The organism is Mycolicibacterium flavescens (genome assembly GCF_001722335.1).
Classification (GTDB): domain Bacteria; phylum Actinomycetota; class Actinomycetes; order Mycobacteriales; family Mycobacteriaceae; genus Mycobacterium; species Mycobacterium flavescens.
In genome coordinates this window covers 87,165-103,557 of the sequence record NZ_MIHA01000015.1, presented here as the reverse complement: position 1 = coordinate 103,557, position 16,393 = coordinate 87,165, and the positions used below count along the sequence as shown (strand labels likewise).

At 66.2% G+C, this 16,393-nt stretch carries 16 protein-coding genes, 1 tRNA gene and 2 pseudogenes; 8 read left to right on the top strand and 11 right to left on the bottom strand.

Annotated features, from left to right (window positions below):
* Nucleotides 1–241 precede the first annotated feature (241 nt).
* Nucleotides 242–1,309: an EspK C-terminal domain-containing protein gene (locus BHQ18_RS30585; RefSeq protein ID WP_225503730.1), complete on the top strand. Its 1,068-nt coding sequence runs from the start codon at nt 242–244 to the stop codon at nt 1,307–1,309.
* A gap of 992 nt (nt 1,310–2,301) precedes the next feature.
* Nucleotides 2,302–2,550 (top strand): hypothetical protein, encoded by a 249-nt coding sequence (locus BHQ18_RS19730; RefSeq protein WP_131810944.1) that lies wholly within the window; start codon nt 2,302–2,304, stop codon nt 2,548–2,550.
* Nucleotides 2,551–2,570: 20 nt separating this feature from the next.
* Here BHQ18_RS19730 and BHQ18_RS19725 read toward each other — a convergent pair whose 3' ends face one another.
* The 3 genes from BHQ18_RS19725 to BHQ18_RS30580 all read right to left on the bottom strand — a co-directional run bounded on the left by BHQ18_RS19725 (nt 2,571) and on the right by BHQ18_RS30580 (nt 5,342).
* Nucleotides 2,571–4,094, bottom strand: coding sequence for an AICE element replication initiation protein (locus tag BHQ18_RS19725; protein ID WP_225503729.1), 1,524 nt, complete (start codon nt 4,092–4,094; stop codon nt 2,571–2,573).
* Nucleotides 4,095–4,282: 188 nt separating this feature from the next.
* Entirely contained in the window at nt 4,283–4,480 is a 198-nt protein-coding gene (locus tag BHQ18_RS29215) for a helix-turn-helix transcriptional regulator (protein WP_011562206.1), read from the bottom strand.
* 559 nt (nt 4,481–5,039) lie between these two features.
* Nucleotides 5,040–5,342, bottom strand: a complete 303-nt coding sequence (locus tag BHQ18_RS30580) for a hypothetical protein (protein ID WP_225503728.1) — start codon at nt 5,340–5,342, stop codon at nt 5,040–5,042.
* Here BHQ18_RS30580 and BHQ18_RS30575 point away from each other — a divergent pair.
* Nucleotides 5,253–5,660 (top strand): annotated as a pseudogene (locus BHQ18_RS30575) (tyrosine-type recombinase/integrase); the annotation flags it as partial. The gene BHQ18_RS30580 and the pseudogene BHQ18_RS30575 sit on opposite strands and share 90 nt — an antisense overlap.
* 209 nt (nt 5,661–5,869) lie before the next feature.
* Here the strand turns inward: BHQ18_RS30575 and BHQ18_RS19715 are convergent.
* Nucleotides 5,870–5,943, bottom strand: a tRNA-Pro gene (locus tag BHQ18_RS19715).
* Between the two features lie 234 nt (nt 5,944–6,177).
* Between BHQ18_RS19715 and BHQ18_RS19710 the strand changes: the two genes are divergently transcribed.
* Entirely contained in the window at nt 6,178–6,465 is a 288-nt protein-coding gene (locus tag BHQ18_RS19710) for a hypothetical protein (protein WP_084294158.1), read from the top strand.
* Here the strand turns inward: BHQ18_RS19710 and cds1 are convergent.
* From cds1 to ponA2, 3 genes are all read right to left on the bottom strand, one after another.
* Complete coding sequence (gene cds1 / locus BHQ18_RS19705; protein ID WP_205866143.1) at nt 6,369–7,478, bottom strand: L-cysteine desulfhydrase Cds1; 1,110 nt, start codon at nt 7,476–7,478, stop codon at nt 6,369–6,371. The two genes, BHQ18_RS19710 and cds1, sit on opposite strands and share 97 nt — an antisense overlap.
* On the bottom strand, nt 7,475–8,434 hold the full coding sequence (locus BHQ18_RS19700) for a metallophosphoesterase (protein WP_069415337.1): 960 nt from the start codon (nt 8,432–8,434) through the stop codon (nt 7,475–7,477). Before BHQ18_RS19700 ends, cds1 begins: the two co-directional genes overlap by 4 nt.
* 67 nt (nt 8,435–8,501) lie before the next feature.
* A complete protein-coding gene (ponA2, locus tag BHQ18_RS19695; RefSeq protein ID WP_069415336.1) occupies nt 8,502–10,958 on the bottom strand; it encodes a transglycosylase/D,D-transpeptidase PonA2 in 2,457 nt (818 codons plus the stop codon).
* 330 nt (nt 10,959–11,288) lie between these two features.
* On the opposite strand from ponA2, the gene BHQ18_RS19690 reads away from it, so the two are divergent.
* Nucleotides 11,289–11,609, top strand: a complete 321-nt coding sequence (locus BHQ18_RS19690) for a WhiB family transcriptional regulator (protein ID WP_276045782.1) — start codon at nt 11,289–11,291, stop codon at nt 11,607–11,609.
* 15 nt (nt 11,610–11,624) lie between these two features.
* On the opposite strand, the gene BHQ18_RS19685 is transcribed toward BHQ18_RS19690, so the two are convergent.
* The gene (locus BHQ18_RS19685) at nt 11,625–12,758 is read right to left on the bottom strand and encodes an ATPase BagB (RefSeq protein WP_069415334.1); all 1,134 of its coding nucleotides are present in this window, start codon (nt 12,756–12,758) and stop codon (nt 11,625–11,627) included.
* Nucleotides 12,758–13,777, bottom strand: coding sequence for an ATPase BagA (locus tag BHQ18_RS19680; RefSeq protein ID WP_069415333.1), 1,020 nt, complete (start codon nt 13,775–13,777; stop codon nt 12,758–12,760). Before BHQ18_RS19680 ends, BHQ18_RS19685 begins: the two co-directional genes overlap by 1 nt.
* Before the next feature lie 76 nt (nt 13,778–13,853).
* On the opposite strand from BHQ18_RS19680, the gene BHQ18_RS19675 reads away from it, so the two are divergent.
* Genes BHQ18_RS19675 through BHQ18_RS19665 form a run of 3 tightly spaced genes read left to right on the top strand, consistent with a single transcriptional unit; the run spans nt 13,854 to nt 15,240 of the window.
* Nucleotides 13,854–14,015: a Sp36 family protein gene (locus BHQ18_RS19675; protein ID WP_003925220.1), complete on the top strand. Its 162-nt coding sequence runs from the start codon at nt 13,854–13,856 to the stop codon at nt 14,013–14,015.
* Nucleotides 14,012–14,467, top strand: a complete 456-nt coding sequence (locus BHQ18_RS19670; protein ID WP_069415331.1) for a RidA family protein — start codon at nt 14,012–14,014, stop codon at nt 14,465–14,467. The genes BHQ18_RS19675 and BHQ18_RS19670 overlap by 4 nt, the downstream gene beginning before the upstream one ends.
* Nucleotides 14,468–14,469: 2 nt before the next feature.
* Complete coding sequence (locus tag BHQ18_RS19665; RefSeq protein WP_069415330.1) at nt 14,470–15,240, top strand: MBL fold metallo-hydrolase; 771 nt, start codon at nt 14,470–14,472, stop codon at nt 15,238–15,240.
* Between the two features lie 48 nt (nt 15,241–15,288).
* Here BHQ18_RS19665 and crp read toward each other — a convergent pair whose 3' ends face one another.
* Together crp and BHQ18_RS30570 are read right to left on the bottom strand one after the other, a co-directional pair.
* Nucleotides 15,289–15,963 (bottom strand): cAMP-activated global transcriptional regulator CRP, encoded by a 675-nt coding sequence (gene crp / locus BHQ18_RS19660; protein ID WP_005138643.1) that lies wholly within the window; start codon nt 15,961–15,963, stop codon nt 15,289–15,291.
* A gap of 202 nt (nt 15,964–16,165) precedes the next feature.
* A pseudogene (locus BHQ18_RS30570) lies at nt 16,166–16,264 on the bottom strand (hypothetical protein); the annotation flags it as partial.
* Nucleotides 16,265–16,393 lie beyond the last annotated feature (129 nt).

The window sequence follows — 16,393 nt, the reverse complement described above, 5'->3', positions numbered from 1 at the left end:
TGCGTCGGCGGCAATGCAGGCGCCATCGCCGAGTGGTACATCGCAGCCGCCTATTGCGGCGACCACGGGTGCGGTACCAGTGTCTATTGCTGGGCCGCAGGCCGTGTCTAGCGGTGGTCCCCATTCCCCGGTTGCAGCGTCCTTGCTGCCCCCAGGCCCGCTGGGTCCGCCGCCGTCGGCTTCGGCCGCCATTGCGCCGGCGACGGGTGCTGGTCCGTCGGTTGGCGGTGCTCATGCGTCAATGACCCCTGCCACCGCATCCATCGCAGCAGCAGCACTGACAACTCCGGCCGCGACGCTGCCGTCGCGGGTAGCGGCCGCCGCAGCCCGCGACTTGGAACGGCAGCGCAACGAGTCGAGCGATCTACAAATGGTCAAGCGGTTGGCATGGGAACTGCTGTACGCCACCGAGACTTGTCGTTCTTTCGCGCTCTGGGCGGTTGGCTTGATGTATTCAGCAACCGGGGATCGGCTTATTGTTGCGCTGACCCACCACGGTGCAGGCTACGTACCAGCGGGGGTCGAGATCCGTCGAGGCGTGCGGATGCTTTGGTCCGACCAAGCTATTGGTGAGGGCTTTCGTAGCCGGTGGACCGGGAATCTCGATCCGGCAGCAACGCTGGCGGCCTACGCGGAACTCAAGGCCGCGGAGCCGGCTGGCTGGCGCTTGGCCGCTGCAGCGACCACCTGGTCGGAGGTAGCGGCGCTGATGACTGCCGCGCAGCGCTGGGGCACTGAATGGGCCACCTGCTCCGGCATGTCCATGCCCGCCTCGATCGAAAAGCTGGCCGCCATCTCTGACGAGGATGCTCCGCACCGACTGGAGCGAGAGTTCCCCGAACTTTTCGAGCGTGTAGCCCAACTTCGTGCTAGAGGGCTCACCCATCGGGCAGCCAGACTGATCACCGAAGCGATCGTTTCCGACGCGCGCCTCGCGATCGTCACCGCTGATGCCCCTCGGATTCCGTCGAACTTCGATTCGGTATGGCCGGTGGCGGCTGACGGCAGGATAGATGCCGCGGACCGTGCCCAGTTTGCCGAAGCGGTTCAGCAGCAATGGTTCAGCATTGGAATGGTGCAGCCGGGTTGGGACGACGAACCCACTGAGAGCGCCTGCACAGAGTACCGGGCGCAATGGCTCATTTGCCGGGCGCTTGAGGTGGTCCTGGGGTGGATTGCTGACGGCAACAGCGGGGCAGTGCCGGCGGATCTGCCGATGGAAGACATGATCTACGCCGCAGCACATGCTTACCTTGACGGTCGCGGAACCGGTTGGATCACTGATCTTTTCGACGCCGCAGGAGCGTGATTTCGGAGAATGGATTCCGTTTCTCATGGTGTAGATGGTGAAGCTTGGCGGGCCGAGCTGGAGCGGCTGCATGCGCATCTGGTGAACGTCGTCGATCAGGCGTCTGCATGGGCCCGCGAGTTTCACGTTCGGACTGGGGATGATTTGTGGGGAAACGACTCCTTGCCGGTCAGCTATCCATTGATTAACTACGCGAACAGGCTGGAGCGGATCAGCTCGAAGCTAAAGATCATCTGTGCAAACGCTTCGCTACAGTCTCCGTCATCGACCTGGGATCGCACGACCCTGTATTCGCCCTCAGCTCCATCGTTACCTTCGTGTGGCCCAAATCGGCGATGGGCCGACTACTCGGAAGGTGGCCGATACGTGCTGCTGCTTCAGCCCACTTCGCCGCACGGCCACATAGTTACCGCTCGCGAACAGTGGAGCGTTGCCCTTCGCCTTGCGAATCCAAGCATCATCGAGCGCGAATTCGGTGTACCGCAGCTGGTTGCATACAGTTGGTTCTCTCGATCAGAGTTCGACAAAGCATATTGGTTGGTGTACAGAGCGTTTCGTGACAGCGTGGCGGCCACGTTCGGTCGTGCGTGGGCAACCGGATCATCCGAGGATAGATCCCGTTCGACGGCAGTTCTGGTGAGTTGGATGAAAGCACTGACCGACTTCGGGTGCTCAGTGGAGGATTGTAAATCCGTGCTTCGTGACATCGAGGTGGTAGATCCGAACTCAGTCGCGGATTGCAGAGCAGCCCAGAAAGTTTGGTGCCCTGTCATGCCTTGACCGACTCACCGGCAGCTACGGGGCACCCGCGCGAATGCAACTTGCGGGCAGTCCGTCGGGCCTCGCAGTGCTGGACTGCCACATCGGATATCGCGCATGGTGTCAGAATGTGCGTGGCTGAAGGCCGAATCCCAAACACGACAAGCTGGTAATCGCCCAGCAGCCCTTTCGCGACTGAACCGGATATGACCTCGAAGTCTTGGAGCAAGATGATGAAGATCATTGCGGTGCCTGATCTCCTGCGCGACTTCGACGAGGTGCTGTCGAGCGTTGAGAGAGGAGAACCATTCGAGATCCGCGCGGCTGACGGTCATGCGATCGCTCTCCTGCTGCCGATTCAGGACGAAGCTCAGGACCCAACCGACCGATCTCGGCGAGCTGCCACGCGTCGGCTCTCCGCCGGTGTCGAAGCATTGTCAGATCAGATGAGGCGGGACGCGACGAAGCATCTTGGCACCTGACCCCCTGTGAGCGCCGTAGGTCACGACGCTTCCGCCGTGACACCATCGCCTGCTGTAGTGCCGGCTTCCGGCGCTTTCTGGAAATTGCCGGTGGCATTCGCATTTCCGCCGATCTGCGTCAGCGCGGCACGCGAGGATTGCGAGGTTCGATGAGCCACAAGATCTTTGTACGGCGGATAGATGGTCCACTGCAGAACGTTCCTGTGGTTGCGTGCACCATCGTCTTCGACCACCCATCCGAGGGTGCGAAGCGCCGGGGCATGCCTCCGCAGTAACCCTGAAACGTCGCGACCGTTCTTCGGCCAATCCCTTGGCCGTCGCCAGTTGTCGTCGACCGGCGTGAGTAGCGTCAGCAAATCGCCGCCGGATTGACCAACGAGAGGTTCTCGAGTGCGCGAGCGAAGCTGTTCCATGAACGGGTCAGATGACAAGCTGTCCGCTGACAAATGATTGGCGCGCGACGTGTAGCGTCGTACGCCATCAGTCGACAAGATCTCGTCCACAGCCGCCAGCGTGCGACAAAAGTCCGCCATCCTGGGCGGGTCTTCAACTGAGATGGTCTCCAACAGATAGTGAACGGTGGCAGCCAAATTGAGTAGTCCGCCGAAGATACCTGGTAGAGCGGCTTCCCACCGCTGTCGCATCTCGGCCTCTGACTGTCGCATGCTGCGATCGATGCGTCGCAGCTCCACAATCGCTAGTCGCTCTGCCAGATCAGGTCTGATCGCACCAACGTCGATTCCGTTTATGATCACGCATCGGCGGAACTTGATCACCGCGAGATCGGCATCTGTATATAGAGACCGTTTCACCGTGGCGTCGCCTGTCGCAGCGCGACATAACGAGTCCGACAGCCACGGCGGGATGCCCGATAAGTTGTCCAGAGCAACAACCCACGATCCAGACGCGGCAGTCGCCCACGAATCCGCGTCGCGTGGCGCTTGGCGAAACGGGGCGGGTGAGGGGTCGATGAGTTCGACCAGGTTCCGCGTCGTTGTGGTTTTCGCGCTACCTTGCTCGGCGAAGAGGGCCAGTACCGGATGCGGAACGTCGCACTGAACCAAAGCAGCTACCAGAAATGCGAGAAGAACCGGGCGATCCTCAACGGCGACATTGACGAACTCCCAAAGCCTCGTCACGTCCCCGTCTGAGTGCGGTGCCGTCATCGCCCCCGTCAGCTTCTTGTTGCGGAGAAACCTCACCGGCGCAGCGGAAGCTATCGACCACCTTCCATCGCGGATTTTGATCACATGGCCGTCTGGATCTCCGGTGTCGATGTAGCTCGTTCCGTTGTGGTCGGCGACGCGTAGGTACAACTTCTCAGGTGCCTGCGTGGCTGCCAGGCCTTCCAAGATCAGCGTGGCGTCGGTAAGTGCTTGGCCGCCGGCGACCGCGCCGGTTTCGGTGAAGTAGCGTGCCGCGAGATCGGCCCGTAGGCCAGCGCGGCCGCCACGCAGGAGCATCGCGAGGTGCGGTCGATTGCGTTCGGCGCCAAATGGCTCGCCATCCTCGGACACGCCGAGAAGGTAGCGTTCCCGGGCCATGTCGACTAAGCGTGCCGCTACTGACTTCTTGTCTGATTCACCTCTGCCGCTCATGGGTTTTCCTGCCCATGGTGCTGTTGTGTACGGGCATACCGCGCTATCCTCATGTGGAATCTCCGTGCTGAGTAATCGGGTGGTTCGAACGAAAGACCTCGGCTAGTCCCCGAGGTCTTTTTCGTGGGTGGACGTCATGCGGCGTCGCCGCCGCCGCGGCGGGTTGCACTCTCCCGCTGCGAGATCCAGCGCAGAACTTCGTCCCGCCGATATACGACCCTGCGTCCCAGCGTAAAGCTCGCCGGCCCGATATTGGAGTGCCGCCAGTAGCGCAGCGTGCCGACCGGAACGCCGATCAGCTCCGATACCTGTTTAGCTCCAAGCAGTTCCATCACATTCCTCCTGAATTGCGGTCGGTTCAATCGAACCAACAGTGACACTCCACGACTTGATGAGTCCACCACCATGGGCAACTTCGATCGGAAATTGGTGAAATTCGTTTCTTTTCAGTAGTTGTCGGTTCTCAATGGCACACTCGCTGTTACGGAGGAGGGGACTATGCAGAGACGTAATCGTCGCGCTGGTGTCGAAGATCGTTGGCGGCGGGCAGATGGCAGCCCAACGGCGCGGGCCAACACGGGGCGTCGTTGGCTGGCCCGCTACGTCGACGACCAGGGGCAAGAAAACACCAGGTCCTTCGATCGCAAAGTGGATGCCCAAGCCTGGCTCGATGAGATCACTGCCATGCAGGTGACCGGCGCCTACGTCGCTCCGAAGGCGGGCCGTGTGAGCGTCGGCGAACTGTATGCGAAATGGGTCGGAACGCAGAGCCACCTCAAGAAGACCACCGCGTCGACTCGGAGGTACACCTGGCCGGTGTACGTCGAGCCTCGTTGGTCTGCGGTGGCTGTCGCCGACGTGCAGACGACGGACGTGCGTGCCTGGGTCCAGTCAATGACGTCCTCGGGTGCTGGTGCCGCCACAGTTGAGAATGCCGTCGGCATCTTGCGTCAGATTCTGGAGATGGCAGTCGAGGACCGACGGATCGCGCGCAATCCGTGCACGGGGATCAAGCTTCCCCGCCGCAAGCGGCGACCACGCGGCTACCTGACGCACCGCCAGGTGGAGCAGCTCGCTGTTGAAGTCGGGACGGATGCGACGGTCGTGCGCTTCTTGGCCTACACCGGTCTGCGCTGGGGAGAAATGGCGGCGCTGCGCGTCGGTGACGCGAAGATGCTTCGACGTCGCGTCCACGTGCGGGAATCCGTGACGGAGGTCGAAGGGCAACTGGAGTGGTCGTCACCCAAGTCCTACGAGCAGCGGATGGTGCCTTTCCCCGCGTTTCTTGCTGACGAACTGGCCGTCCTGATGATTGGGAAGAAGCCCGATGACCTCATCTTCGCCGCGCCCGAAGGCGGAGTTCTGAGAGTGTCGAACTGGCGCCGCCGAGTCTTCAACAAAGCGGTCAAGCGGCTCCTCGAGAAGGATGCGACCTTCCCAGTCGTAACTCCGCACGATCTCCGTCACACCGCCGCATCCCTGGCCATCAGTGCCGGCGCCAATGTCAAAGCCGTGCAGACCATGCTGGGGCACGCCTCGGCGGTGCTGACCCTGGACACTTACGCCGACCTGTTCCCGGACGATCTGGAGATGGTTTCCGCGGCTTTGGACGATGCGCGAACCAAGTCCCTGAAAGCTGCTGCGGACCAACTGCGGACTGGAACGAAAGAAGGCCCCGAACTGGAGAACCAGTCAGGGCCTTCTACCTGCGATCACGCGAGTCGGGGTGGCGGGATTCGAACCCACGACCTCTTCGTCCCGAACGAAGCGCGCTACCAAGCTGCGCCACACCCCGCGTGAAGCCACGACAGCGTATCGCACCGGCAGGGTGCGAAGCCAAACGGCTAACGGCGTCGCCGGCCGCCAGGAGCGTCGAGATCTGCGCCAGGGCTGTGGGTCGGCGTTCGATCGCGACCCTCCTGCAGATTTCGCGGTCCGATCGTCGAGATCCGCGCTACGGCTGCGACCGGTACGCCATCAACGACCCTCCCGCAGAACTGGTGAGACGAAGATCGCTGAACCGCGTGTCGTGCGGCGGACGTCACGCGCGGCGCAGGGAAGCATCGACCTGTCGGTGGCGTTGGTGATCATGAGTGACAACCGAGGAAGCGAGGACATCATGACTGGTCTGGGCGCATCGATTTACCTGGGCTTCTTCGCGCTCGCCGCGCTGTGGCTCTTCCTCACCTCCGACGGTCCGCTGACCGGCGGCGCCGACGATCAGGGCCAGCGGCCCGAGCGTTCGAACTCGGCCAACACCGACGCGAACGCCGACGGTTCCAGCCCCTGGCTGCTCAGCCAGTCGTCGCAGAAGTAGGTGTCCGCGTAGCGGTCTCCGCTGTCAGCCAACAGCGTGACCACCGAACCGCTGAGGCCAGCCGCCTTCATCTCCGCCAGTAGCCCGAACGCCCCCCACAGATTCGTCCCCGTCGACGGTCCCACCCGCCGCCCGAGCACCTTGCTCGCATGCCACGCGGCGGCCACCGACGCGGCATCGGGCACCACCACCATCCGGTCCACCACCCCCGGCAGAAACGACGGTTCCACCCGCGGCCTGCCGATCCCCTCGATCCGCGACGACCGGCCGGTCACCATCTCGGGATCGTTCTGGGCGTAGGAGGGAAAGAACGCCGAGTTCTCCGGGTCGACGACACACAACCGGGTGGCGTGCCTGCGGTAGCGGATGTAGCGGCCGATCGTCGCGCACGTCCCGCCCGTGCCCGCGCCCACGACGATCCACTCCGGCACCGGATGGGCCTCGTCGCGCATCTGCTCGAAGATCGACTCGGCGATGTTGTTGTTGCCGCGCCAGTCGGTGGCTCGCTCGGCGTTGGTGAACTGGTCGAGATAGTGGCCGCCGGTCTCCTCGGCCAGCCGTTCGGCCTCCGCGTAGACCTGATTCGATTCGGCGACGAAATGGCAACGCCCACCCTGTGATTCGATCAGCGCGATCTTGCTGGCGCTGGTCGACGACGGCATCACCGCGATGAACGGCAGACCCAGCAGCGCCGCGAAATACGCCTCGGAGACCGCCGTGGAACCCGACGACGCCTCGATGACCGTGGTGTGCTCGCCGATCCAGCCGTTGCACAGCGCGTACAGGAACAGCGACCGTGCCAGCCGGTGCTTGAGGCTGCCGGTGATGTGGGTCGTCTCGTCCTTCAGATACAGCTGCAGACCGCAGCCCTCACCCCACGCCGACGGCAGCGGATACCGCAGCAGATGGGTGTCGGCGCTGCGGCGGGCGTCGGCCTCGATCAGCCGGACCGCGTTGTCCACCCATGTGCGTGGCTGGCTGCGGCTGGCGCTGGTCGACGCCGGCCGGCTCACCGCAGCGCGACGCTGGGATGCGACTTGCCCGCCCGGGTGTCGGCGTCGCGGCCGCCGGTCGGCGCGGCGACCAGCGTCAGCAGCGTCGCCTCGGGCCGGCAGCAGAACCGCAACGGCGCGTACGGCGAAGTGCCGATGCCCGCGGAAACGTGCAGCTGCATGTGCGCACCCCACCGCGAGGGCCCCTTGACCCGCGACCGGTCCAGTTCGCAGTTGGTGACGATGGCACCGTAGAACGGCAGACAGAGCTGACCGCCGTGGGTGTGGCCGGCCATCACCAGCTGATAGCCGTCGGCGGCGAACCGGTCGAGTACCCGCGGCTCGGGCGAATGGGTGAGCCCCAGCTTGAGATCCGCGGCCGCGCTGGCGGGTCCCGCGATCGTGTCGTAGCGGTCCCGGGTCAGGTGCGGATCGTCGACGCCGGCCGCCGCGATGTGCACCCCGCGCACCTCGAGTTCGCGGCGCGTGTGGGTCACGTCGAGCCAGCCGCGCTCGGTGAACGCCGCGCGCATGTCCTGCCAGGGCAGCGGCTCACCGTGGATCCGGTGGGTGGGCCGGGTGATGTAGTTCAGCGGGTTCTTCGGCGTCGGACCGAAATAGTCGTTGCTGCCGAACACGAACAGGCCGGGCACCGACAGCAGCTCGGAGAGCGACTGCACGACCGCGGGCACCGCCTTGGGGTGCGCGAGGTTGTCGCCGGTGTTGATCACCAGGTCCGGCTCCAGGCCGGCCAGGTCGCGCAACCAGGCCTGCTTGCGCCGCTGTCCGGGCCGCATGTGGATGTCGCTGATGTGCAGCACCTTCAGCGGCGATGACCCCGGCGACAGCACCGGCATGGTGAGCTCGCGCAGCGCGAACGCGTTGCGCTCGATCAGCGAGGCGTAACCGATGCCGGCCACCAGCGCGCCGGTGGCGGCCGCGGCGGAGTTCTTCAGGATCGTCGAACGGGCAGACATGTGCCGAGCCTACTGCCAGCGGCCGTCAGTCAGCGCGTTCCACCCACCCGGCGTGCGCAATTGCACATCACGGCGGTGGTGGTGGCGCGGGCGGCGGCGGCCCGAGCACCGGCACCGTGATCGGCGGCAGCCCCGGGATCTGCACGACCGTCTGCCCGACCGGCGCGGGCAGCCCCGGGATGCCCGGGATCCCCGCCGGCGGTGGCGGCGGTGGTGGCGGGATGCCGTTGGACACTTGCAGCGTGATGATCGAGCCGGGCACGGTCTGACCGGCCGGCGATGTGCCGACCACCGAACCGGTCGGCGCCGAACTGTTCACCGAGCTGGCCTGGTCGGCGACCTGGAAGCCGGCGTCCCGCAGCCGCTGCCGGGCGGTGTCCTGCGTCAGCCCCGACACGCTGGGCACCCGCGAGCCCGGTCCGCCCTCGACGTAGCGCGGGTCGGTCGGCGGCAGGTTCACCTCGCCGAAATTCGTCGCGATCGGTTTCATCGCCGCGAACCACGTCCGGGCCGGCTCGTTGCCGCCGAACAGGTCGCCGTAACCGCACTTGCGCAGCGGGAACGAGCACAGCTCGCCCGGCGAGGTGGAGTCGTCGTAGATGTAGTTGCCCGCGGCGAGCTGGTTGGTGAACCCGAGGAACGCCGACGACCGGTGCGCCTCGGTGGTGCCGGTCTTGCCGGACATCGGCAGATCCCAGCCGACCGAACCGGCCGCGGCCGCCGCGGTGCCGGACCCCTTGTCGTCCTTGCTCAGCGCGGTCGCCAGCGTGTTGGCCAGCCCCTCGGGCACCGCCTGCTCGCATGTCTCGGTGGTGACGGCGACCTCTTCGCCGTCGCGGTCGAGGACCTGGGTGATCGGCGTCGGCGGGCACCACACCCCGCCGGATGCCAGCGTCGCGCCGACGTTGGAGAACTCGAGCGCGTTGACCTCGATCGGGCCCAGCACGAACGAGCCGAGGTTCTGGCGCTTGATGAAGTCGGCCAGGCTCTCGTTGCTCTCGGGGTCGTAGTCGCGCGCGGTGCCGGGCAGCGCGTAGGACCGCAACCCCAGCCGCACCGCCATGTCCACGCTGCGCTGCACCCCGACCTGCGAGATCAGCTTGGCGAACGCGGTGTTGGGCGACGTGGCGAGCGCGTCGGTGATGTTCATCGTGCCGCGGTAGCCGCCGGCGTTCTTCACACACCAGGTCGCCGCCGGACACCCCGGGGTGTCGCTGCTGCCCAGACCCTTGGCCTGGAACTGCGCGGGTACGTCGAGCTGGGCGTTGATGCCCATCCCCATCTCCATCGCCGCGGCCACCGTGAAGATCTTGAACGTCGACCCGGCGCCGTCGCCGACGAGCGAGAACGGCTGCGGCTGCATGGTTTCACCGGCGTCGCCGTTGAGGCCGTAGTTGCGGCTGCTGGCCATCGCCAGCACCGGGTGCGACTCCTTGCCGGGCCGGATCACGCTCATCACGCTGGCCACCCCGTTCGCGTCGGCGGGGGCGAACTGGTTGACCGCGGACTTGACCGGGCCCTGCACATCGGGATCCAGCGTGGTCTTGATCAGGTAGCCGCCGCGGGCCACCTGCTCCTTGCTGATGCCCGCGCGGGCCAGGTACTCCAGCACGTAGTCGCAGAAGAACGCCCGGTCCCCGGCGGCGATGCAGCCGCGCGGCAGCTCCTTGGGCTGCGGCAGCACCCCCAGCGGTTGCTCCTTGGCGGCCCGAAGCGCCTCGGCCTCGCTCGGGATGTTCTCGATCATGGTGTCCAGCACCAGGTTTCGTCGCGCCAGCGCGCCGTCCGGGTTGGTGTACGGGTTCAGCGTGCTGGTCGACTGCACCATGCCGGCCAGCAGGGCCGCCTGCTGCCAGTTCAGCTCCGAGGCGTTGATCCCGAAATACGTCTGCGCGGCGTCCTGCACGCCGAACGCGCCGTTGCCGAACGACACCAGGTTCAGGTAGCGGGTCAGGATCTCGGACTTGGTGAACGTCTTGTCCAGCGTCAGCGCCATCCGGATCTCGCGCAGTTTGCGCGCCGGTGTGGTCTCGATCGCGGCGCGCTTCTCGGCGTCGGTCTGCGCCACCACCAGCAGCTGGTAGTTCTTGACGTACTGCTGCTCGATGGTGGACCCGCCGCGGGTGTCCAGGTTGCCGGACAGATACCCCGACAGGCCGGTCAGCGTGCCCTGCCAGTCGACGCCGTTGTGCTCGGCGAAGCGCTTGTCCTCGATCGAGACGATCGCCAGTTTCATCGTGTTGGCGATCTGGTCGCTGGGCACCTCGAACCGGCGCTGGTTGTACAGCCAGGCGATCACGTTGCCCTTGGCGTCGACCATCGTCGAGACCTGCGGGACCTCGCCCTCGACCAACTGCGCCGAACCGTTCGCTACGACATCGGAGGCGCGGTTGGACATCAGCCCGATACCGCCGACGACGGGAAACATCAGCGCGGCGGCGATCACGCTGGCGAGCACGACGCACCACGCGAGCTTGATGACCGTCACCGCGCGAGGCGGCGCAGACGGTTGGCGCTCGGGCATGACTTACAGACTAACGACGGCGCAAAATCGCAGCTTCTCATGGTCGATCAGCACATCCGGATACCGTGCCGAACGGCATGGACGTCAATTTTTCCGCCCGTCGGCACGGTCGTCCCAAAATAGGGGGGTTCAACGTATTGCGCAGAACGCCTTTGACCATCTAATTTGGTCGGACAGTGCGATGCAGGTCACACTGACCCCTTGCACTGTGGCGTAGATCGCATCTGCGTTCTACACCGGAGGACACGCCGTGCCGGGTCGCACCGGGGGGCGGCTGGATCGAAGGGAACGCTGGTGTCAGCTACTAGGACAGCCCCACGCAGGACCGCGATGACGTCATCGGCGAGCAGCGTCGTACATGGTGCTGAGGCCGAGGCCCGCATCGCCTGGGTGTCGCAGGCTCGCTGCCGCCAGACCGATCCCGATGAGCTGTTCGTCCGAGGCGCCGCCCAGCGCAAGGCCGCGGTGATTTGCCGGCACTGCCCGGTCATCCTGGAGTGCGGGGCCGACGCCCTCGACAACCGTGTCGAGTTCGGCGTCTGGGGCGGAATGACCGAACGTCAGCGCCGCGCCCTCCTCAAGCAGCACCCCGAGGTCGTCTCCTGGGCCGACTTCTTCGCCGCCCAGCGCAAGCACCGCAGCGCGGTGTGACGCCCGCCCGGTGGTCTAGGCCGCCGGGCTCGTTTCGCCGGTGATCTGGTCGGCGATCGCCCGCAACGCATCCAGATCCGAGACGTCGAACGGCAACGACGGAACCCCCACGATCGCCACGTGCGGATTGGCGCCGGTGAACCGCGACAGCAGCCGGATCTCACGCTTGGCAATCTGCGCCCGGTCGGCGTGGATCCGCAGGACCGCGGCAGGCAGCGACTCCGGATCCTTCTTCTCGAGTTCCTCGGCGGCTTCCTCCGCCTTCTCGGCGTGCAGCTCCGACAGCATCGGGTGGGTGCGGTTGAGGATGAGCCCGGCCAGCGGCATGTGCTCCTCGGAGAGCCGGTCGACGAAGAACGAGGCCTCGCGCAGCGCGTCCGGTTCGGCGGCCGAGACGACGACGAACTGCGTGCCGCGCCGCTTGAGCAGGTCGTAGGTGCGGTCCGCCTTCTCTCGGAAGCCGCCGAACGTCGAATCCAGCGATTGCACGAAAGCCGCTGCGTCACCGAGCATCTGAGATCCCAGCACGGTTGACAGCGCCTTCATCGCCAGGCCCATGGCGCCGGTGACCAGCCGGCCGAAGCCGCGACCCGGGCCGAGCAGCAGCTTCCACAGCCGGCTGTCCATGAAGCCGCCCAGCCGCTTCGGGGCGTCGAGGAAGTCCAGCGCGTTGCGCGACGGCGGGGTGTCGACGACGACGAGGTCCCACCGGTCCTCGCCGAGAAGCTGGCCGAGCTTCTCCATCGCCATGTACTCCTGCGTGCCCGCCAGCGAGGTGGCCACGGTCTGATAGAACTGGTTGTCCAGAATCTCTTGTGCCCGTTCGGGTCCCGAGTACTGGATGACCATCTCGTCGAACGTGCGGCGCATGTCGAGCATCATCGCGTGCAGTTCGCCGGAGACCTCGGGCGCCAGCGGCACCCGCTGCGGGGTGTTGCCGAGGTCCTTGATGCCGAGCGCCTGGGCGAGGCGCTTGGCCGGGTCGATGGTCAGCACGACGACCGTGCGGCCGTACTCGGCGGCGCGCAACGCCATCGACGCGGCGGTGGTCGTCTTGCCGACGCCGCCCGCGCCGCAGCACACCACCACCCGGTTGGAGGTGTCCTTGAGAATCGAGCCCATGTCCAGGGCCGGCGGTGTGGCGCTCACTAGCGGACCCCCTGGCGTTCGAGTTCTTCTGCGAGTTCGTAGAGGCTCCCGAGGTCGACGCCGTCGGCGATCTGCGGCAGTTGCAGTCGCGGCACGTCGAGCGCATCGAGTTGCTCGGCGCTCTCGGCGCGTGCCTGGATCCGGGTGGCGTGCTGGATGGTCTCGGTGAGCAGTCCGGCGAAATCGTTGTCGGACAGCGATATTCCGACTTCGTCGAGTCCGGCGCGGACAGCGTCGGCGTCGACGTCGCCTTCGGCGGCCTTGGTGAGCGCACCGGCCGGCAGGTACGCCGGGATGTTGCGGTTGACGATGACGCTGCCGATGGGCAGGCCGAGGTCGCGCAGTTCGTCGATGGCCTCGAGCGTCTCCTGGATCGGCAGCGCCTCCAGCAGGGTGACCAGATGGATCGCGGTCAGGTCCGAGTGCAGCACCTTGACCACGCTCTCGGCCTGCCCGTGCACCGGGCCGCCCTTGGCCAGGTCCGAGACGGCCTTGGTGACGTCGAGGAACCGGGCGATGCGACCGGTGGGCGGCGAGTCGACGACGATCGCGTCGTACACCGGTTGCTTGCCCTTCTCGGCGCGGGTGACGATCTCGCGGATCTTGCCGGTCAGCAGCACGTCGCGCAGGCCGGGCGCGATCGTGGTCGCGAACTCGACGGCCCCGATGCGACGCATCGCGCGCCCGGCCAGCCCGAGGTTGTAGAACATCTCGAGGTACTCGAGGAACGCGGCCTCGGTGTCGATGGCCAGCGCGTTGACCTGACCGCCGCCCTCGGCGGTCGCGATCTTGACCTCCTGGTAGGGCAGTGGCGGCACGTCGAACAGCTGCGCAATGCCTTGGCGCCCTTCGACTTCCACGAGAAGTACCTTGCGGCCACCCGCGGCCAGGGCCAACGCCAGCGCGGCGGCGATCGTCGACTTGCCGGTGCCGCCCTTGCCGGTCACGAAATGCAGGCGAGCTTTGCTCAACCGGGACGGCCAGCCGACGGATCTACCGTCATTGGTAGTGGAAGCCACCCGTGCATGCTAGCTAAAGCGATTTCGACCTCCGCAGGTCCGCGGGGGACTTCCGGTGACCGATAAGCTCGGGCCCATGACCGAACCGACCCGGTGGGAGTACGCCACCGTCCCGCTGTTGACCCACGCCACCAAGCAGATCCTGGACCAGTGGGGTGAAGACGGTTGGGAGCTGGTCTCGGTGCTGCCGGGCCCGACCGGCGAGCAGCACGTCGCCTACCTGAAACGGCCGAAGTGAGTGTCTCCTCGCGGCTGACCGAACTCGGCATCGAACTGCCCGAGGTGGTCGCGCCGCTGGCGGCGTACGTGCCCGCGGTGCGGACCGGGAATCTCGTCTACACCGCGGGCCAGTTGCCGATCCAGGGCGGTGAGCTGCCGGCCACCGGCAAGGTCGGCGCGGCCGTCACCGCGGAAGAGGCCCACGGTCTGGCCCGCGTGTGCGCGCTCAACGCGCTGGCGGCGGTGCACTCGCTGGTCGGCATCGACGCGGTGACCCGGGTGGTCAAGGTGGTCGGCTTCGTCGCGTCTGCGCCCGGCTTCAACGGACAACCGGGTGTGGTCAACGGTGCCTCGGAACTGCTGGGTGAGGTGTTCGGCGAAGCCGGCGCGCACGCCCGGTCGGCGGTCGGGGTTTCGGAGTTGCCGCGCGACGCGCCGGTCGAGGTCGAGCTGATTGTCGAGGTCCGGTAGCCCTGGAACATCCCGCGTACGGACTGCTGCGACCGGTCACCGACACCGCGTCGGTGCTGCTGTGCGACAACCCCGGCCTGATGACGCTCGAGGGCACCAACACCTGGGTGCTGCGCGGGCCGGGCAGCGACGAGATGGTCGTCGTCGACCCGGGCCCCGACGACGACGAACACATCGCGCGCATCGCCGAACTGGGCCCGATCCCGTTGGTGTTGATCAGCCACAAACACGAGGACCACACCGGCGCGATCGACAAGATCGTGGACCGCACCGGCGCGGTGGTCCGGTCGGTCGGCAGCGGTTTCCTGCGCGGGCTCGGCGGACCGCTCACCGACGGTGAGACGATCGACGCCGCGGGCCTGCGGATCACGGTGATGGCCACCCCCGGGCACACCGCGGACTCGGTGTCGTTCGTGCTCGACGACGCGGTGCTGACCGCCGACACCGTGCTCGGCCGCGGCACCACCGTGATCGACAAAGAGGACGGCAGCCTGGCCGCCTACCTGGACTCGCTGCGCCGGCTACGCGGGCTGGGCCGTCGCACGGTGCTGCCCGGGCACGGCCCCGACCTCGAGGACCTCGAAGCGGTCAGCGCGATGTATCTGCAGCACCGCGACGAGCGGCTCGAACAGGTCCGGGCGGCGCTGCGGGAACTCGGTGACGACGCCACCACCCGCCAGGTCGTCGAACACGTCTACACCGACGTCGACGAGAAGCTGTGGGATGTCGCGGAATGGAGCGTGCAGGCGCAGCTCGACTACCTGCGCGGGTGATTTCGGTGTAGTCGGATGCGCTGAGCGCCACCAACTACACCCAAATCGCTATCGGGCTCGGCGGGCCAGCCGCTCGCTGTCGCTGATCAACACGCTCTTGCCCTCCAGGCGGATCCACCCGCGGTGCGCGAAGTCGGCGAGCGCCTTGTTGACGGTTTCGCGCGACGCGCCGACCAACTGGGCGATCTCCTCCTGGGTCAGGTCGTGCGTCACGCGCAGCGCCCCGCCCTCCTGAGTGCCGAACCGCTGCGCCAGCTGCAGAAGCTGCTTGGCCACCCGGCCGGGCACGTCGGTGAAGATCAGGTCGGCCAGGTTGTTGTTGGTGCGCCGCAACCGGCGGGCCAGCACCCGCAGCAACTGCTCGGCGATCTCGGGCCGGTCGGCGATCCAGGCGCGCAGCGCGTCGCGGTCCATCGACACGGCGCGCACCTCGGTGATCGTGGTGGCGCTCGACGTGCGGGGACCCGGGTCGAAGATCGACAGCTCGCCGAACATGTCCGACGGGCCCATGATCGTCAGCAGGTTCTCCCGGCCGTCCGGCGACCGGCGGCCGATCTTGACCTTGCCGGAGATGATGATGTACAGCCGATCCCCGGGCTCGCCCTCGGCGAACACGGTGTGTCCCCGGGGGAAGTCGACAGGCTGCAATTGCTTGGTCAGCGCGGAAACTGCGCTGGGTTCGACCCCCTGGAAGATTCCGGCCCTCGCCAGGATCTCGTCCACGTTGCCCCTCTTAAGCTGTTGGGTGAAGCCGACCTCTATCGGTTAGCGAGATCAGTCTAGAGGTACCCGGATTCGTGACCTGCTCACGCTACACACGATCGGCATGTCGGGTCCGCTGAAACTCCGTATTCACCGCAGCGGGCGGATAGTTGCGCACCGGCAGCGTCGACGCCCTGACCGGCGCCTTCTGCGGGCTCGTCTGGGCGCCGACCTGCTCGAGGAACTTCGCGACGTCGGTCGCCGAGACCGTGTCGCGCTGCAGGCCCGCCTCGAGTCGCTGCAGCCCGAAAGTCGCCACCATCAGCAACCCCGGGATCAACCCGACCAGCAACCACGACACAAGGCTGAAGTAAACACGGCGAAGGTCTCAGCGGGATCACGAATTGTCACCGGTCCGCGTAGCGATGTCGGGGTGTCTCAGTACGCTGGC

Coding starts and splice junctions, on each gene's coding strand:
- BHQ18_RS19730 (WP_131810944.1), top strand. CDS start 2,302: ATGAAGATCATTGCGGTGCCTGATCTCCTGCGCGACTTCGACGAGGTG.
- BHQ18_RS19700 (WP_069415337.1), bottom strand. CDS start 8,434: ATGTCTGCCCGTTCGACGATCCTGAAGAACTCCGCCGCGGCCGCCACC.
- BHQ18_RS19725 (WP_225503729.1), bottom strand. CDS start 4,094: ATGGCCCGGGAACGCTACCTTCTCGGCGTGTCCGAGGATGGCGAGCCA.
- BHQ18_RS19675 (WP_003925220.1), top strand. CDS start 13,854: ATGACCGAACCGACCCGGTGGGAGTACGCCACCGTCCCGCTGTTGACC.
- BHQ18_RS30585 (WP_225503730.1), top strand. CDS start 242: ATGACCCCTGCCACCGCATCCATCGCAGCAGCAGCACTGACAACTCCG.
- BHQ18_RS29215 (WP_011562206.1), bottom strand. CDS start 4,480: ATGGAACTGCTTGGAGCTAAACAGGTATCGGAGCTGATCGGCGTTCCG.
- ponA2 (WP_069415336.1), bottom strand. CDS start 10,958: ATGCCCGAGCGCCAACCGTCTGCGCCGCCTCGCGCGGTGACGGTCATC.
- BHQ18_RS19690 (WP_276045782.1), top strand. CDS start 11,289: ATGACGTCATCGGCGAGCAGCGTCGTACATGGTGCTGAGGCCGAGGCC.